This is a genomic window from Alkalilimnicola ehrlichii (assembly GCF_003399765.1).
In the GTDB taxonomy this organism is placed as follows: domain Bacteria; phylum Pseudomonadota; class Gammaproteobacteria; order Nitrococcales; family AK92; genus AK92.
The window spans coordinates 87,599-103,823 of record NZ_NFZV01000015.1 but is presented as its reverse complement, the minus strand read 5'-3'; the positions used below and the strand labels follow the sequence as shown (position 1 = coordinate 103,823).

The 16,225-nt window shown below is 61.1% G+C and carries 14 protein-coding genes; all 14 read right to left on the bottom strand.

The features are described 5' to 3' along the window. Positions 1–68: 68 nt before the first annotated feature. A complete protein-coding gene (locus CAI21_RS14515) occupies positions 69–581 on the bottom strand; it encodes a cytochrome c (protein WP_116302942.1) in 513 nt (170 codons plus the stop codon). 216 nt (positions 582–797) lie between these two features. After that, positions 798–1,940 (bottom strand): acyl-CoA dehydrogenase family protein, encoded by a 1,143-nt coding sequence (locus CAI21_RS14510; protein WP_116302941.1) that lies wholly within the window; start codon positions 1,938–1,940, stop codon positions 798–800. Between the two features lie 34 nt (positions 1,941–1,974). Next, on the bottom strand, positions 1,975–2,460 hold the full coding sequence (locus CAI21_RS24015) for an acyl-CoA dehydrogenase family protein (protein WP_220348345.1): 486 nt from the start codon (positions 2,458–2,460) through the stop codon (positions 1,975–1,977). Then, positions 2,397–3,152 carry an acyl-CoA dehydrogenase family protein gene (locus CAI21_RS24010; RefSeq protein WP_220348342.1) on the bottom strand — a complete coding sequence of 252 codons (756 nt, stop codon included), beginning with the start codon at positions 3,150–3,152 and terminating at the stop codon, positions 2,397–2,399. The genes CAI21_RS24015 and CAI21_RS24010 overlap by 64 nt, the downstream gene beginning before the upstream one ends. A 67-nt stretch (positions 3,153–3,219) precedes the next feature. Next, positions 3,220–4,143, bottom strand: coding sequence for a hypothetical protein (locus tag CAI21_RS14500; protein ID WP_116302940.1), 924 nt, complete (start codon positions 4,141–4,143; stop codon positions 3,220–3,222). 14 nt (positions 4,144–4,157) lie between these two features. Next, positions 4,158–5,045, bottom strand: coding sequence for a crotonase/enoyl-CoA hydratase family protein (locus tag CAI21_RS14495; protein ID WP_116302939.1), 888 nt, complete (start codon positions 5,043–5,045; stop codon positions 4,158–4,160). A gap of 75 nt (positions 5,046–5,120) precedes the next feature. After that, positions 5,121–6,098, bottom strand: a complete 978-nt coding sequence (locus CAI21_RS14490; protein ID WP_116302938.1) for an NAD(P)H-dependent flavin oxidoreductase — start codon at positions 6,096–6,098, stop codon at positions 5,121–5,123. Positions 6,099–6,112: 14 nt separating this feature from the next. Further along, positions 6,113–6,892, bottom strand: a complete 780-nt coding sequence (locus tag CAI21_RS14485; RefSeq protein ID WP_116302937.1) for an SDR family oxidoreductase — start codon at positions 6,890–6,892, stop codon at positions 6,113–6,115. A 242-nt stretch (positions 6,893–7,134) separates the two neighbouring features. Continuing rightward, a complete protein-coding gene (locus tag CAI21_RS14480) occupies positions 7,135–7,824 on the bottom strand; it encodes a TetR/AcrR family transcriptional regulator (RefSeq protein ID WP_116302936.1) in 690 nt (229 codons plus the stop codon). Positions 7,825–7,926: 102 nt separating this feature from the next. Continuing rightward, a complete protein-coding gene (locus tag CAI21_RS14475) occupies positions 7,927–9,756 on the bottom strand; it encodes an ABC transporter ATP-binding protein (RefSeq protein WP_116302935.1) in 1,830 nt (609 codons plus the stop codon). 177 nt (positions 9,757–9,933) lie between these two features. Continuing rightward, positions 9,934–12,852: a hypothetical protein gene (locus tag CAI21_RS14470; RefSeq protein WP_181919443.1), complete on the bottom strand. Its 2,919-nt coding sequence runs from the start codon at positions 12,850–12,852 to the stop codon at positions 9,934–9,936. 201 nt (positions 12,853–13,053) lie between these two features. Beyond that, complete coding sequence (locus tag CAI21_RS14465) at positions 13,054–14,109, bottom strand: helix-turn-helix domain-containing protein (RefSeq protein ID WP_116302933.1); 1,056 nt, start codon at positions 14,107–14,109, stop codon at positions 13,054–13,056. A gap of 124 nt (positions 14,110–14,233) precedes the next feature. Next, the gene (locus CAI21_RS14460; protein WP_116348260.1) at positions 14,234–15,430 is read right to left on the bottom strand and encodes an Lcl domain-containing protein; all 1,197 of its coding nucleotides are present in this window, start codon (positions 15,428–15,430) and stop codon (positions 14,234–14,236) included. Beyond that, positions 15,421–15,852, bottom strand: coding sequence for a hypothetical protein (locus CAI21_RS14455; RefSeq protein WP_116302931.1), 432 nt, complete (start codon positions 15,850–15,852; stop codon positions 15,421–15,423). Before CAI21_RS14455 ends, CAI21_RS14460 begins: the two co-directional genes overlap by 10 nt. Positions 15,853–16,225 lie beyond the last annotated feature (373 nt).

Sequence of the window (16,225 nt, the reverse complement as noted above, 5' to 3'; positions counted from 1 at the left end):
GCAAGCGTTTCGCTTACCGGCAAAGGATTCATTGCTGCTGCCTGATTAACCTTTTTGGAAACGTCTTTCTAATACGTGTTATTAATCGGCTCGCCGAGCCTGGGCCAAGGCGTTTCGGTCGTGAACGCCGCATGACAAGCAGCGCATGAGTCGGCGATTCTACGGTAAGCCGTAGGCTCCCAATTCGCCCGCGAACCACGAACCGTCTCCATAAACTCCTGGCGCTGTTGCCTAAACTCGCCCCCACCGTTACTCCAGATCTGCTCGGAGGCCCGAGATTCCTCAAACTCGCCCCGCAGGGAATAGCCGTTAAGCATGCCTCCGGCAAGTTGGGCAATGGCTTGCAAAGCCGGCAAAGCCTCCGACTCGTCCGCCGCATCGGAAAGTACGACGAGGTGATGCGCCATCGTTCTACAGACGCCTTGGCGCATATTAATTGCCATGCGCTGGTTGACGCTCAGTTGGCTTGAAGAGGAGAAAGAAGCTTTCGTTGGAGAAGCCTGGGAAGGATTAGCGGTGGGCTCGGCCCCCGTAACGGGTGCAACGCAAAGCAGTAGAGCCGCCACTACGACAGCGGCCATTTTCGGCTCCCTGCCAAGAAGAAAATTCAATCCGTTGATCACGCGAATGCCCGAAAAAGTTGTCGTTATTCGGCAACAATAGCACTAGATTAGGCGTTTAAAAAGGCACCTAAGCTTTAGTTAGTAAAAACAGAAAATTTTGACGGGAAAGTGTTACGAAACGTAGCAAAAGAAAAAGCCCCGCAGAAACGCGGGGCTTTTCTACTTGGCAAGCGGCTAGTAACCGCCCAACAAGGCAAATCGATTAGCGTGATAACCGTAATCGCCGAATAATTGCTGCGCCGGCCGGGCGCGTTTCAGGAAAAGCCCGATATCGAACTCGTCGGTCATTCCGATGCCACCGTGCATTTGCACACCTTCGTTGGTCGAAAGCTCGGCCACTTCACTGGCTTTCGCCTTGGCGAGGCTGACCAGTTGGGCAGCGTTGGCGGCGCCTTCGTCGAGCGCCATCAAAGCACGCAGCACCACCGATTTGACCAGCTCGATTTCGCTAAACCAGTGCGCGGCACGATGCTGCAAGGCCTGGAACGAGCCGATCAGCACCCCGAACTGCTTGCGCTCTTTTAGATACTGTACGGTGCGCTCGAACACCTCCTGACTAATCCCCAATAACTCCGCGGCCAATTGGGCATTGCCGATATCGAGCACCTGCTGCAGTAAGTCATAGCCGGCACCGGGGTCGCCCAGCACCGCCTCGGCCCCGACCTGAACATTGTCCAAGCGAACCACGGCGGCGTTGCGACTGTCGACCATGACGGTGCGCTCGATGCTGACGCCGGCGGCGTCGGCATCGAGCAGGAACAGGGTGATCCCTTGTGTGTCTCCCGGCTCGCCGGCACTACGGGCCGAGACGATCAGCTTGTTGGCGATGTGGCCATCGATGACGAAGCGCTTTTCGCCGCTCAGCCGATAGCCGTCGCCGCTTTGCGTTGCCTGAGTACGCACCTGCGTGGGCGCGTGGCGCGCCGTTTCGTCTACCGCCAGCGCGGTGAGCAGCGAGCCGTCGACAAGCGCCGGCAACAGCGCCTCGCATTGCGACTCGCTACCGCCAAGCGCGATGGCCGAAGCGCCGACGATGGCGGTAGCGAACAGCGGCGAGGCCGAAAGATTACGGCCAGCCTGTTCGGAAATCTGCCCCATGCCGACGTGGCCAAAGGCGGAGCCGCCGAACGCCTCGGGTACCAAGGTGCCGGTGAAACCCAGTTCAGCCATGCCTTGCCACAGCTCAGGCACATAGCCGAGCGGGTCGCGCTCGTCGCGCAGCTTGCGCAGTTGGCCGACCGGGGCGTGATCCTGCAGGAAGCCTTGGGCGGCATCCTTGAGCATTTGTTGTTCTTCGCTAAGTACCAAACCTGCCATTGTGCTACTACCTTTTGCTCGGAAGGGTTCGGACTCAGCCGAGGCCCAAGATGTTCTTCGCGATGACGTTGAGCTGAATCTCCGAGGTACCGCCCTCTATGGAGTTGCCTTTGGTGCGCAGCCACTGTCGGGGCAAGTCGCCGTCGTTCCAGGCCTCGCCCTCCCAGACCATGGCGTCGCTGCCGTTGAGCGCCATCAGTAACTCGTAGCGGCGTTTGTTGAGCTCGGTGCCGTAGTACTTGAGCATGGCGGAGGCAGCACCCACGCCTTGGCCGGCCTTGGCCTCATCGACCACCCGCTCGGCGGTCAGCTCAAAGGCCTTGGCATCGAGATCCCAGCGGGCGACTTGGCTACGCAGCATGCTATCGGCCAGCCGGCCGTGCTCCAGCCCCACGGCGTCCACCGCCAACTGCGCCAGGGTCTTCTGGCCGGCGGCGGTGCGGCCCATGCCGCCGATCATTTCGCGCTCGTGAGTGAGCAGGTACTTGGCAATCGTCCAGCCTTGATCGACCTCCCCCACCACTTGATCCTTCTCGACGCGCACGTCGTCGAGGAAGGTTTCGCAAACGGCGAGCTGCCGGAGATCAGCTTGATCGGTCGCGTGCTGACACCGGGCGTTGTCATGTCGAACAACACCAGACTGATGCCGAGTTGTTTCTTAACCTGGGAGTTGGTGCGCACCAGGCAGAACATCCAATCGGCCTTGTTGGCGTAGGAGGTCCAGACTTTCTGGCCGTTGACGATGAAGTGATCGCCCTTGTCCTCCGCCCGCGTCTGCAAGCCGGCCAGGTCGGAGCCGGCGCCCGGCTCGCTGTAGCCCTGGCACCAGCGAATCTCGCCGCGCACGATCGGCGGAATGTGCTGACGTTTCAGCGCTTCGGAGCCGAACTTGAGAATTGCCGGGCCGATCATCCAAATGCCGAAGCTGTGTAACGGCGGGCGGGCTTTGATGCGGGCCATTTCCTCGCGCAGGATTTTGGCTTCTGCTTTGCTCAGCCCGCCGCCGCCGTATTCCTTCGGCCAGTCCGGCGCGGTCCAGCCGCGCGCGGCCATGCGCTCCAGCCACAGACGCTGATCCTCGCTTTTAAAGGCAGGGTTGCGGCCGCCCCAGCAGGCGTCGTCGTCGCTGGTGATGGGCTGGCGCATGCTCTGCGGGCAGTTCTCCTCCAGCCAGGCGCGCGTTTCTTTACGAAAGGTTTCCAAATCGGCCATAGCTTCCTCGTTATCGTTATGGTCAGCAGCGCCCGCCGCCGTGCCGGCAGCGGGCGTTATCCGTGCCTTAAGCGCCTGCGCGCTCGGCGTCGTAGTTCGGGTAGGAATGCTTCAACACGGCATGGTTAAGCAGCATTTCGGCTTTGAGCTTATCGCCGGCGGCGTCGAAAATACGTGTGCGCACCCAATACGACTCGGTGCGTTTGCTCTCCGACAATGCCACGATCTCGCGGCGGATGAGGTAGTCCTCACCGACCAGTAGCGGGCCGTCGATCATGCGGATTTCCTGATCGGCAAACAGACCGATAGCGGGCTGTTTGACCGGAAAGCCGGCCTGCGGGCTGGTGTACTCGGCGAGCACGCTGACCATCTCCAACGGAATCGCTGGCCGCCCCCAGGGCGAGGCGGAAGCATCGGCGTACCAGGGCGAGTATTCGGTGATTCGCTCCAGCTTTTGTTTGAGAGAAAACGGATACAGATGGCCCATGTGCTGCTCCGGGTCCATGCGCACCGGCTCGTCCTCAGCACCTTTCATACCCACTTTAAGGTCAGCCAGAATCACCAACTGCTCTGGCGGGCGCAGCCGCGCCATGCGTTGCTCCAACAAGCTCGGGCCGTGGTCGGGGCCGAGGCTGGCGCTTGCCTCCAACACCGGCGTGCCGTCGGCCTTTTCGGCCCAGGCGCGGGCACGGGTGGCACCGGGCGCGGGCAGCTCGACGAAGGCACGCACCGACTCGCCCTCCACCACCATGTTCTGGAAGTGGGAGGAGAAGCAGCCGCGCTCGAACCAATCCTTGCCCCACAGGTGAGCAAGCAGCGGCACGAACTGGCTAAAATGCGTCGGCCCTTCGATCGGACCGGCGCGAAAGCCGAGCTTTTCGGCCATGTCGTCGTCGTGAATAGAGGTATGCCCGCTGTATTCCTGCTCGGCCAGCATTTGCCGCGGTTCCCGCAAGGGGCCGCAGAGCGCAAGAGGGGTGTCGAAACTCATGATCGCGCGACTCCTTATTTAAAGGTCGGCTCGTCCCACCAGGGGAAGAAGTCCGGCATATCGGTGGAGACTTTGTTGGGGAACTCGGCCGGGCGTTTTTCCAGAAAGGAGGTTACGCCTTCGCGGGCGTCGGCCGATTCGCCGCGGGCTTGAATGGAGCGGCTGTCGATACGATGCGCGTCCATCGGATGCGGCGCCGCCGTCATCCGCCACATGAGCTGGCGGGTCAGAGCGATGGAGACCGGCGCGGTGTTGTCCGCGATTTCGCGCGCCAGGGCGTAGACGGCCGGCAGCAGTTCGTCCGGCTCGTGCAAGGAGCGCACCAGGCCGCGCTCGTGCGCCTCCTCGGCACCGAATACCCGGCCTGTCATGCACCACTCCAGCGCCGTTTGCATGCCCACCAGCCGAGGCAGGAACCAAGACGAAGCCGCCTCCGGCGTGATCCCGCGGCGGGCGAACACGAAGCCGAAACGGGCTTGGGTGGAGGCCATGCGGATGTCCATCGGCAATTGCATGGTGGCGCCGATGCCGACCGCCGGACCGTTGATAGCGCCAATGACGGGCTTGAGGCTTTGGTAGATGCGCAGCGTGTTGGTGCCGCCGCCGTCGCGGTAGACGTCGCCGACTTTCAGCGCTTCGCGCGAGAGGTTGCCGGCGTCAGCCTTACGGTCGAAGGTCGAGCCGCCGGAGGACAAATCCGCCCCGGCACAGAAGGCGCGGCCGGCGCCGGTGACAACAACCACACGGACGTTATCGTCGGCGTCGGTTTCGTCGAACAGAGCAATCAACTCCTCGCGCATCTTGGCGTTATAGGCGTTGAGTTTTTCTGGCCGGTTCAGGGTAATCGTGGCGATACCGTCTTCCACGCTGTACTGCGTCGTCTCTAACGGTGGCAAAGCCATAACTGCGCTCCCAAAAGTTGGAATCGCCCGCCGTGCCGAGCCGACACGGCGGGCATGAGGATCGGCCGAACGGACCTAGCCGTTGAGCATGCCGGCCAACCGCTGGCGAATCAGCGTCTCGGCCTCATTCATGATGCGATCGAGGAGTTCCTGAGCGGTGGGCACATCGCGAATCAGCCCGGCCACCATGCCGCAGGACCAGGCGCCGGCATCGAGTTCGCCCTCTTTCATCACGCGCGGATAAACGCCGGCGACTTCGGGGGCGATGTCTTCGAACTTCAACGCTTTGCCTAGCTGGCGCTCTTTCTCCAGCAATCGCTCCACCGCCGGATTAGCCAGCACCCGCTCGGTGTTGCGCAGCGGGCGCATGACCAGCCGGGTGTCCAGTTCGCTGGCGGCGACGATGGCTTGCTTGACCTTCTCATGCACCGGCGCTTCTTGGGTGGCAACGAACCGCGTGCCCATGTTCATACCGTCGGCGCCGAACGAGAGCGCCGCCACCAGCGAGCGGCCGTCGGCCATGCCGCCGGAGGCGACAAAGGGAATCTTCAACTCCTCGGCCGCGCGCGGCAGGAGAATGAAGTTCGGCACGTCGTCTTCGCCCGGATGGCCGCCGCACTCGAAACCATCGACGCTGACGGCGTCGCAGCCGATAGCCTCGGCTTTGAGCGCGTGACGCACGGAGGTGCATTTGTGGATGACTTTAATCCCAGCTTCCTTGAGGGTCGGCAACCACTTTTGCGGGTTATTGCCGGCCGTCTCGACGATCTTCACACCACTGTCGACGATAACCTGCACAAACCCCGGGTAGTCCGGCGGCGTGACGGAGGGCAGAAAGGTGAGGTTGACCGCGAAGGGTTTGTCGGTCAGCTCCTGACAGCGGCGGATTTCCGCCGCTAGGTTCTCGGGCGTGCCCTGAGTCAACGCGGTGATGGTGCCCAGCCCGCCGGCGTTGGAAACCGCCGCGGCCAGCTCGGCGAAGCCGACGTAGTGCATACCGCCCTGAATGATGGGCCGCTCGATACCGAATAGTTCCGTGATGCGTGTTTTCATAAATTCCCTACCGATCAGTCGTTGCCGGTGGACGGGTTATAGATGCGGTTGAGCTTGCGCATGCCGCCGATCCAGCGATCGTAGTTCTCCGTTTTGCGGCGCATGTAATCGAGCACTTCGGGGTGCGGCAGGACGAGGAAGGTTTCCTCCTCGATCGCCTGCAGGCAGGCCTCGGCTACCGGCTCGGGTTCCAGCATGCCGTTGACGCTGGCCACACCTTCTTCGTGGCCTTCGGTCATCGCGGTGCGCACCGCCTGCGGGCAGAGCACCGAGACTTTGATGCCGTCGTCGCCGTAGGTAAGCGCCAGCCATTCGGCAAAACCGACCGCGGCATGTTTGGTCACTGCATAGGGTGCGGAGCCGACTTGCGAGAGCAAACCGGCCGCCGAGGCGGTGTTGAGCAGATAGCCGCCGCCGCGCGCCTGCATGCGCGGCACCAGGTGGCGGGCGGCGTAGATGTGCGCCATGACGTTGATGTCCCAGATTCGCTGCCAGTCTTCGTCCGGCACTTCCGGGCCGCCGCGCATCAAGATCCCGGCGTTGGAGCAGAACAGATCGATCGGCCCTTCCTGGGCTTCAACCTCTTCGATGAGCGCCTTGATATCCTCCTCGGCGGCAACGTTCACCCGCCGGGCGATGCCTCCGACTTGTTCCGCCGTCGCCTGCGCACCGGCCTCGTCGAGGTCGGCACAGACGACACGTTTGGCGCCGGCCTTGGCAAAACGCAGCGCCAACGCGCGGCCGATACCACCCGCCGCCCCGGTGACGACGACAATGCGATCTTTGATATCCATAGGCTCGCTCTTCTTGATATGTGGAAAGCTCGGATCAGCCGTCGGACCTTAGGCTGACACTTGTCAGGAAACGCTACGGCGGATAGCGAAGCGCTGTCAAGCCCCTTCGACAACAACACGCGAAAGCTTTTAAATTTCAGAACATTAAAGACAAGCACACGAGTGCACCCGCGAACAAGGCGCACAAGGGAAAGAAGAGGATGCTTCGATTAAGGCGGCAAGACAGCGTTATGGCCGCCGCTTTATTCGGCAGGCTTGTCGGCGGAGCCTGCCTCGGCAAGCCGGTCCAGCATCGCTGCCACGCCGGCGGCCACCGTGCTCAACACCAGTTCGTCGTCGATGCCTTCATGCAGCCAATCGCGCATGGGAGCGAACGCGGTGAGATAAATAATCAGGTTCGCCAACACTTCGGCCCGAGGATCGTCATCCGGCAGATTGGCTCGCTGCCGCAACCGCGGCGCCAGCGCTTCGATCATGGCGCTGTCCCGCGCGCGCATGGTTCTGCGATCGTCGTCCTGGAGGTAGGGAACGCAGCGATAGATCAACACGGTACCATCGCGTTTCTTGCTCCAGGCATCGCGCAAGAAATCGGCAACGCTGTCTTGAAAAGGCACGTTCTCCCGATCAAGCCGCTCTGCCAGCGTCGGCATGTCGGCGCTGAACCACAAGCGGTTCAAAAGCCGCCGCAGGATGTCGTTTTTGTTCGCGATATAGTCGTAAATGCTGGCTTGATTGACGCCGGACTTGGCGCAGATATCGCGAATGGTCGTCGAGGCGAAACCTTTTTTCAGGAATAGCTCCAGCGCGGCATCGAGGATTTGCTCGCGCCGCTTCTCAACCAGTGCCGTATCCTGCACCCCATCGACGCTAGCCTCCGCCAACTGCTGATTATCGCGCGGCTGGTCCTCGCCCCGCTTGCCTCCAGTCGCCAATCGCTTACTCCGTGATAAACCTGCCCGTTCGACTCGACGCTAATCTACCTGTTTTGACGACGCAACGCAGCAGCGTAAGTACGCACAACACTTATATTGAGGTTACTCCACTGTCCGCGCCTGCAAACCCCAGAGGCGGGCGTACAAGCCGGCCTTGTCGATCAAAGCGTCGTGCGGGCCGTCCTCGACGATGCGGCCTTGATCCATGACGACGATGCGCTCGAAACGTGCCAGGGTGGATAGCCGATGCGCAATCGCGATCACCGTGCGACCGGCAAACAGGCTATCCAGGCTGTCCTGCACCAACCGCTCGGTGGCCGAATCCAACGCGCTGGTGGCTTCGTCCAGAATCACGATGGGCGCATCGCGCAGCACGGCGCGGGCGATGGCGATCCGCTGCCGCTGCCCGCCTGAGAGCATTACGCCCCGCTCGCCCGCAACCGTCTCATAGCCTTGCGGATAGGCATCGATGAACTCGTGCGCATGGGCTGCACGGGCGGCGGCCTCGACTTCTGCGTCGCTGGCTTCCGGTCGGGCAAAGCGAATGTTATCGCGCAGGGACATATTAAAGATTGCCGGCTCTTGCGGAATCACGGCGAACCCTTGACGGAAGGCGCGCAAATCCAGATCGGCGACCGATCGGCCATCCACTTCCAAACGCCCGCCGTCAGGCTTGTAAAGCGCCAGCAGGAGTTTCAACAGCGTCGATTTACCTGCCCCCGAGGGGCCCACCAGCCCTACTTTCTGGCCTGCCGGAATAGACAGCGTTAGCCCCGTCACCACCGGCTCCGCCGAATTTTTGTAGGCGAAACTGACCTCGGAGAGCGCGATCTCGCCCCGGCGAGGCGTGAAGATCTCGCCGGTTTGGGTGTCCGGCGCCTCGACGGCATCGCGCGCGTCGGCCAGCACCTCCGTTAAGCGACTGAAACCGGCATAGGCCTCGACCATGGCATTCAGCTCGTAGGCCAACCACTCAAAGCGCATCCAGGCGTTGACCGTGAACATCAGGATCAAGGTGAAGGCCTCAAGCGGCATGGTGCCCGTGGTGGCGGAGTAAAGCGCAAAGATGAAGATGACGACAATCCACAGGCCGGCCAGTAGATTCAATAAAACCCAGCGCAAACCCTGAAAGCGAAACAGATGCTGCGCCGTCCGATGCCCCGACAGCTCGACATTGCGCGCCCGCCGCAGGATCGGCCGCTCCAGCGTAAAAATTTTGATGGTCGTGACCGAGGATAGAAAGTCGTAGACATTCCCGAATAGCTCCTCGAACGCCGCGTAGAAGCGGTCGAAGCGCCGGCGCAAGGCCGGTAGGGTCAGGACCGCGAGCGCGAAATAACTCAGCCCGAACAGCAAATAGAGCAGATAGAACAGCGGCGGCACGTCGAGCATCGCGACCGCGGCGCCCAGCGAGACGAACAGACCAACCTGAGCCAGGATCGACCAGAAGAAACTGTCGAGCAGGATCTTGAAGGACTCGCGCCCCTTGTTGATCTTCTGCCCCTTCGCGCCGCTCGCCTTATCCTCGTGCCAAGCGGTATCCATGGCGATCATGCGATCCAGCGCGTACATGCCCAGGCCGCGCATCGCCAGATCGACCATGGTCAGTTGCGGATACAGCACCACGATCCCGGCCAGGAAGAGGGCGAAGACCACCAGATAGGGAGCGGCGAGACTCATGGCTTCGCCGAACCCCAAACCGCCCGCCGCCACCAGTGCGATGAAATAGGAAAAGAACATAGGGATGGCGGCAGCCACCGTATGGCGCGAGGCCATGACGAGCGTCACCAGGTAGAACGTCGAGCGGTATGGCCCGATGGCGAACCACATCCAAGCCAGAAATCCCCGCCCGCGCGGTGCCTGCGTTGGGTCCAGCGGCCGCAGCCGCCGCTCGTCGCGCGCCGTATCGGCCGCGCTGATGGTCTTATCCATGCATATCCTCTCCTCTTGCTGCGGCAATACTACGATCTGCAGCAGAAAGATGCACAGGCAAAAGGAGAGGGCTAATAATGCTTGACGGCAACAAGCCGGCGTTAAGCACGACAGCCACGCCCCGTCTCCGACTTGGCGTGGCTTAACGTAGCATGCAGGAAACGCCGACCGCTCCCGCTATTGCTCGTCCGGCCGCAGAAACTCCCAGTAGGCGTGGTCGTTATCGAGCCCCGGCCCCGACAAGCGTACGATGCCATGCTCCCCCTCGCTGATGAACTGATCCAGGGAGCCACCGGGGAGGTGGCGGAAAAAAGCGCTCATCTGATGGGAAACCAATAGCGCGGTATCGTCCTCGGAATGGAGCATAGCGGCCAGCTCGGGAATCGTCGGCGGACCGGCCTCGACTCGCTGCTGGGCAAAGTTGATATCGCTGTTCACCTGCGCGTCGGCAATTACATCCGGCAACATAAAGGCGAAGACGACCGAAACGAAACCCACCGCCGCCAGCACTACCCCGGCTGCCATGCCGCTGGCGGCCACCAGCACCACGGCGCCCGACCGAGCAGCAAACGGGAAAATCACCGATCCCAGCGTCACGAACAAAGTGCTGCCAAGACCGCTGCCGAGCAGCGCAGCCACCGTGGGAACCGTGATCAAAGCAACCGCGAGCATACCTTCCGACATGAGCGAATCGACGTAGGCCGGTTGCTGGCCAAAGCCTTGCCTGGCATCGGCGGCAGCTATCTGGACATACTCTGGCGGCGCCCCGCCGGGGGGAGCAAACAATATGGCTAGCGATGCGCTGTCATGCCACGCCGGCCGGGGCTCGGTCTCCTCCGCAAATTGCCGGGCAACCAGGGCATGCTCTAGCGTACGCTTCCACTCCGAATGCATGGCTCGCGCGATGTGGCTGGCATACGCATGTTCGGCGGCGTTATGACGCGGGTTTTCTAGAATCTGCACCAGCTCGACGACCAAGAACGGCAGGACGCGGACGGCCAGCTCGCGGTCCCCCTCGTCTAGGCGGGCTATGACCTGATCGCGCGTCAGATCCAATGGATCGGTGCCGTCCTCCAACAATCCGTGCGTGTAGTCTTCCAGCCAGAACGTGAGCGCCGTCTCGTACTCCTCGGGGCCCACATCGGTTTCGCCGAACAACAGCTCGATGAACTCGTCGTCGGAGCCCAGCTCCTCGAATAAATTAACTTGCTCCGGCCCCCCGTTGCGCAGCATTTGCATAGCTAGCCGCCACTCGTTCACCGCACTCCGCAACACGGGCAACGCCGCGTCAGGCACGCCGGCCGTAAAGCCTTCGCGATAGTCTTTTAGCGCATCGAGAAACGGCGTTTTGCTCGCTCTGACGTCGCAATCACGCTCGATGTCGATGTTCAACACGTAATCGCCGGCGCGGCGCAGCTCACGAATGTGCTCGTGGAAAGTGTCGCCGCTCATGCATTCCTCAAGAAACTGCTGCGGCGAACTCTCCACGACCCCATCCGGGGTCACCAGAACCGGGGGTACTTGACTGCTATTGGGTATCGCCACGATCCCGTGGCTCCGAATAACCACCGAAGCGCTTAAGTCGATGACTTCCACAATAAACGTCTCGGGCCAGTGGTCGGTGGGCACTTCGGTAGCCGGGATAAGGCTGTTCGCCCGCTCCCCCTGTAGCGACGCCGCAAACCCGGTCCCCACATCGCACGCACCTTCGCACAAGGGAATACGCCAAGGCTGTACTTCTAGATTACGGCCCACCACCAATTCCGTTTTCACCCGGGCCGACGCCGCACCGCTGCCACCCTCGGCAAACCGCGGTCTGGCTCGTTGCTGTCGATGGGCATAGAAGTACAGAGTGTCCTCGAATACCGTCAGAAAGCCTGCTTCCGCCGAGCGCTCGGCGGCCCGCACGCGATCATGCCGATGCACGTCATCGCGCTGCGAAGCGCTCCATAATTCATAGCCACGTTCTTCATGCCGGGTAGTAAAGAACACTCTGTCGCGGTGCACGACCATGGCGTCGACACGCGCAATCGGCCCGGTGGCCGGCCGGTTCTTGTCGTATACCGGCCCCGTCCCGTCATCCGTGCCGTCGCTGAACCAGACGCTGCCATCGGCGTTGCGCGGCGCAAAGAACAGCCCGGCGTCGTTGCTAGCCGCCAGGAACTCGCCATCCGAGTACCAGCCGCTACCCATATCCGAGATATCCGCCACTAGATGCGCCTCGGTGCCGTCATAGCGATAGAGTCTGCGGCTATTGCGGTACACGCTAGCCACGTCGAAATACAGCTCGCCGGCGAACACCGCCAACAGATTGCCCCCGAGCCGGCCAGCCTCGTGCACACGCTCCACCTCGCCATCGCGCACACGGAACAGCGCCAAATGCGCCGAGCCAGCAAAACCGGGATCGCCCGGGCTGTAATATTCGCCACTAGCGCCGATGAAGTAGACAAAGCCGTCGTGCACGACGAGATGTCGCATGACCAACTCATCGGGCTCTTCGACGAGCTCGCGCACCACCCGAGTGCCCTCAGGCGTACCGTCCGTCATCCATAGCGTGTTTTGCTTATCGGAAGTGTTAGCGATGAAATAGAGGGTATTGTCGAGAACAGCGCTTACCGGGTGAACCTGGACGACACCCCCCTCGCCCGTCGGTGTCAGCCGAACCGTCTCCTCCTCGTTGGTTCGCCACAAGTGGCGGGCGCCGGCGCTGTCCTCGGCGGTGAACACCAGTGTGTTGCCGAAGTTGGCTAGCGGCCGGGGGTCCGCAGCGGCAGTTTCGGCGGCGCTCTCGACTCGCCGGGTGTTGTCTCGCGTCCCGTCGCTCAGCCATAAGGCCCGCTCTCCGTTGTCGCCGCGCGCGCTGAAGAACGTCCAACCGTTGACTCGGACAAAATGCCTCGGCTCGCTGCCGTAACCGCCCCCAATGTGCCGCACCAGATAAGTTCCGCTGGCGCTGCCATCCGTTGCGATTAACTCGGTTGCCGGCAGCGGGCCGGAATGTGCCCCGGCGCTGGGCTCGATGCGGCCCTCGTTCGGATACAGCGGCCCGGCAAACATGAACAGCGGTTCGGCCTCGCTGGCAACGATGGGCGCCATCGTTGCCCCCCTCCCTCTTGGTTGGAGCCATCGCCACCACAACCCGACACGATGGCGATCACGGTCACCAGCGCCGCCAAGCACAACCATCTTCCCCGGTTCATACCCACACCCCCAGATGAAATCGCAATTCCGGGAATTACAGCATCCGCTTTTGTATTGGCGTTAGGCTTGATGTCTCAGGCAAGTTTGAGCAGCGTCTCAAGGACGGCATTCGCGCGGTGGCATGCCGAATCGTTGGCGAAACTGGCGGCTGAAACTAGCGCTATCGAGAAAACCGCAGCGTCTGGCTATTTCGGCAATCGTGGCGTGTTCCGGGGCTTGTCGCAGCAGGCGGTGCACACGCTGCAAGCGCTGCTCTCGTATAAAGCCGGAAACCGTTTCGCCTTGGCGGGCAAAGGCACGATAGAGGGTGGCACGCGAACAGCCTAGCTTTTCGAGCAAAAAAGCAGGCCCCAACTCCGGATTGGATAAATACCGATTAATTAGTTGTCTGGCGGCAAGAAAAACGCCGTTATCAGCTTCCGGGCGCCGATACTCGCGCAACTCATGCTGTAGTATCGTCAGCGCAATATCGCGGGCGTTGGCCAAGGCCAATTCGCGCGCCGAGGCAGGCAGGCCAAAGCCGCGCTGCGCCAGGGCCAGCAGCTGCGTTTGCAAAAACGGCGCCAGCGGCGAAGTCGCGAACGCCCTGTCCACAAAACCGGCCGACAGCGTTTCGTCACGCTCCAGCGAGGCGGCAAGATCCGCCTGCCGAACCACCAGATGCAGGCCTTGGTAGGCATGGGAGTCGAACGCGATGGGCCGGTCGGTCGCGTAGGCGAATAAGCCGCCCGGCTTTCCCTGCCGCGACGTACCCTCATAGAACCACTGGCTACGACCGCCCAACAAAAGGCTGATATCCAGATCCCGGCTCTCAGCGTTGGCACAGTGGCGGCGGCTGCGGCGCGCGGAAAGCGCATCCCAATAGGTACGGTAGAACTCGCCCGAGGGCGAGACGATTGCGTCCAGGCCCGCCTCGAAGCCGCGCCGCTGGATGGCGTCCGGCGCAGCCACATCGAGCCCGGGTAGCGCTGTTTCACACCAAAACTCATACGCGGATCGTGCCGGCAAAGCGGCGGTAGACACGCTCAGGTACACATTACCCCGAGGCAAACCCTGAGCGGCCGACCATACCTCCCGATCCGGCCTCCACCCCCAAACCTCCTGTGCCCAATCCCAGCGCACGCCCTGCCCTACTTGTGCGACTTCGGTCATTTTTTTCTCCAACCATAGAGAAACAGCGCGCCCCCTCGCTTTGCCTCTCCGACGGCCCGTAAGGAGCACTCGGGCTAGCTGATGCCGCGAATAAAGCAGCCGCGTCAGGCCCTAAACCTGGCGGTCAAAACCCCGGATGATAGGGCTCCGTCAAACATGCAGTGCCATCGTCAAACGGATTGACACCTCCATAGCAAGGCAACAGCGCAGGAGCCACCCCCCGAACTAATCGAAGATGACTCTCGGCTCCTGTCGGCGCCCTGTCAATCCAGGAGTACTCTCGTCCCCAAACGCCATTCCACCGAGCAGGCCTTCCCCCCTCCGGACGAACGGACATAGCGGCTATGGGCGCGACCCAGAATGGCCCCGTCATATCATCCGGGCCATACGGGTCGTTACCAAATGCCCCCTTCCGCAGACGATTCGGGAAAAACACCTGGTTCGGCCCTTCTGGCAGAACGATACTGGCCATTTCCTGTTGGACCGGCACTCGCCAATCGTCAAAGCCACATAACTGCATGTCGTTGACTAGGTCCACGTACGCGGCTGCGTCGCATAGGCTTTGCTCGCAAACGCCCTGTGGCTCGCTCCCGTACCCCCAGTATCGTCCACGCGCTGAATCTTCCTCAACATGCCAACGATATACTTTACGATAAGCACGCGGTCCTTCCTCAGCCTTCGCCTCCCAGACTAACCCTGTAGAGCGATCCAGAACGCAGTCCCACGCCTGTGCATCGACCGGAAGAGGCTCGCCTTGGGCATTAAGTTTCACGAACTCCCGCTCAAAAGGGACATGATAGGGAAAGCCATCCCTGAAGTAAGACCATAAATATCGCTCGACATGCTTCTTCTCGATCAGCTCGTACCGCTGCTGCCCCCCAGGCAGCCCTAGCAATTCCTGGTCGGAAATATCGCCACGAACAAACCGAAAATACGGATCCTGAATCAGTTCGGAAAACTTGGCACTCTCTTCCCGTCGACGCGGAAAGGACTCATGCACGGTGCGATAAAGTCTTACCCGTCCACCAATCGGAGAAGGCCGCAACCGGCTGGGGCTTCCCGCTTCCGCGATGGTAAGAAACAGTGCTTCAAGCAAGGGGTCGGCCACATAGATATTCCCTAACCTCGAGTCGTAAGTCTCTTCCAGTTTGAAAATTGGCACGCCCCAGTACCGTCCTCGCGGCTCCCCGGCGATTTCGTAGTACAAGATGCCTTCCCGCACCTCTGGACGGAGCATATCCTCGTCCAGCCGCAAGAAAAGCAACAACTGATCGGGATGGTGCCACTCCAACCATGTCTGCTTAGCGGCACTCAGAGACAAACTTTCATCAAACGCTCGCGACGCCCTCTGCCCCCGAATAACCAGATCTGGTCGAGCCCGCGCTCTTCGACCAGTAAAGCCGCCACCTCAGGAAATTCCCGCGGAACCACCCGGTGAATAATCCCATCGGGGCTATCTAGCTGGCGAGATAGATTTGCCCCAACGCTAACGATGGTCAAATGCCGGCTGATCGCCCAACCGCTACGCGCTTTTGAAACGATTGCGTAACCAGGCCCGGCAGCCACAAACCGATAATCATCGCCAAGACGAACTCGGTAGACGGCGCTTCCTAGCGTCGCGGCGATGGTCGGCTCCTCGACTACTTTATCAAATGCGTCGCGCACCGCTTGCAGATCGTGATCTTGCCATCGCTGGATCGGCGTCGAATCAATCTTCCCGATCAGTCCGGCCATTACTACCATGTACACCGCCCCGATAAGGAAAGGGCTGGTTACGAGGATCGCACCAAACTCTTTTTTGCGGCGAGAAAGCCATACAGCGATAGCAGAGCAACACTAAAACCGACAAAGCCGAACGCGCCCGGCCAAACGTTCTGTTGCGCAAACCCCATATCGGCAGCATTCACCCAACAAAGCAAAAGAACGATGACCGCGAGAGAATAAAAAAATAAAGTTTTTCTTATTTTCACCCCAAACCCCAAGAATAATGTTCAAGAGCTCGCCTAGCAGGCTACGAGTACGTCTTCACGCTTAGATTTGCCTGCTCAGCGAATCGGCAAGCGGTCAAAACGCGACTCCGGCCTGCTCTCCGAACTCTGACCAACTTGTCCAAGTC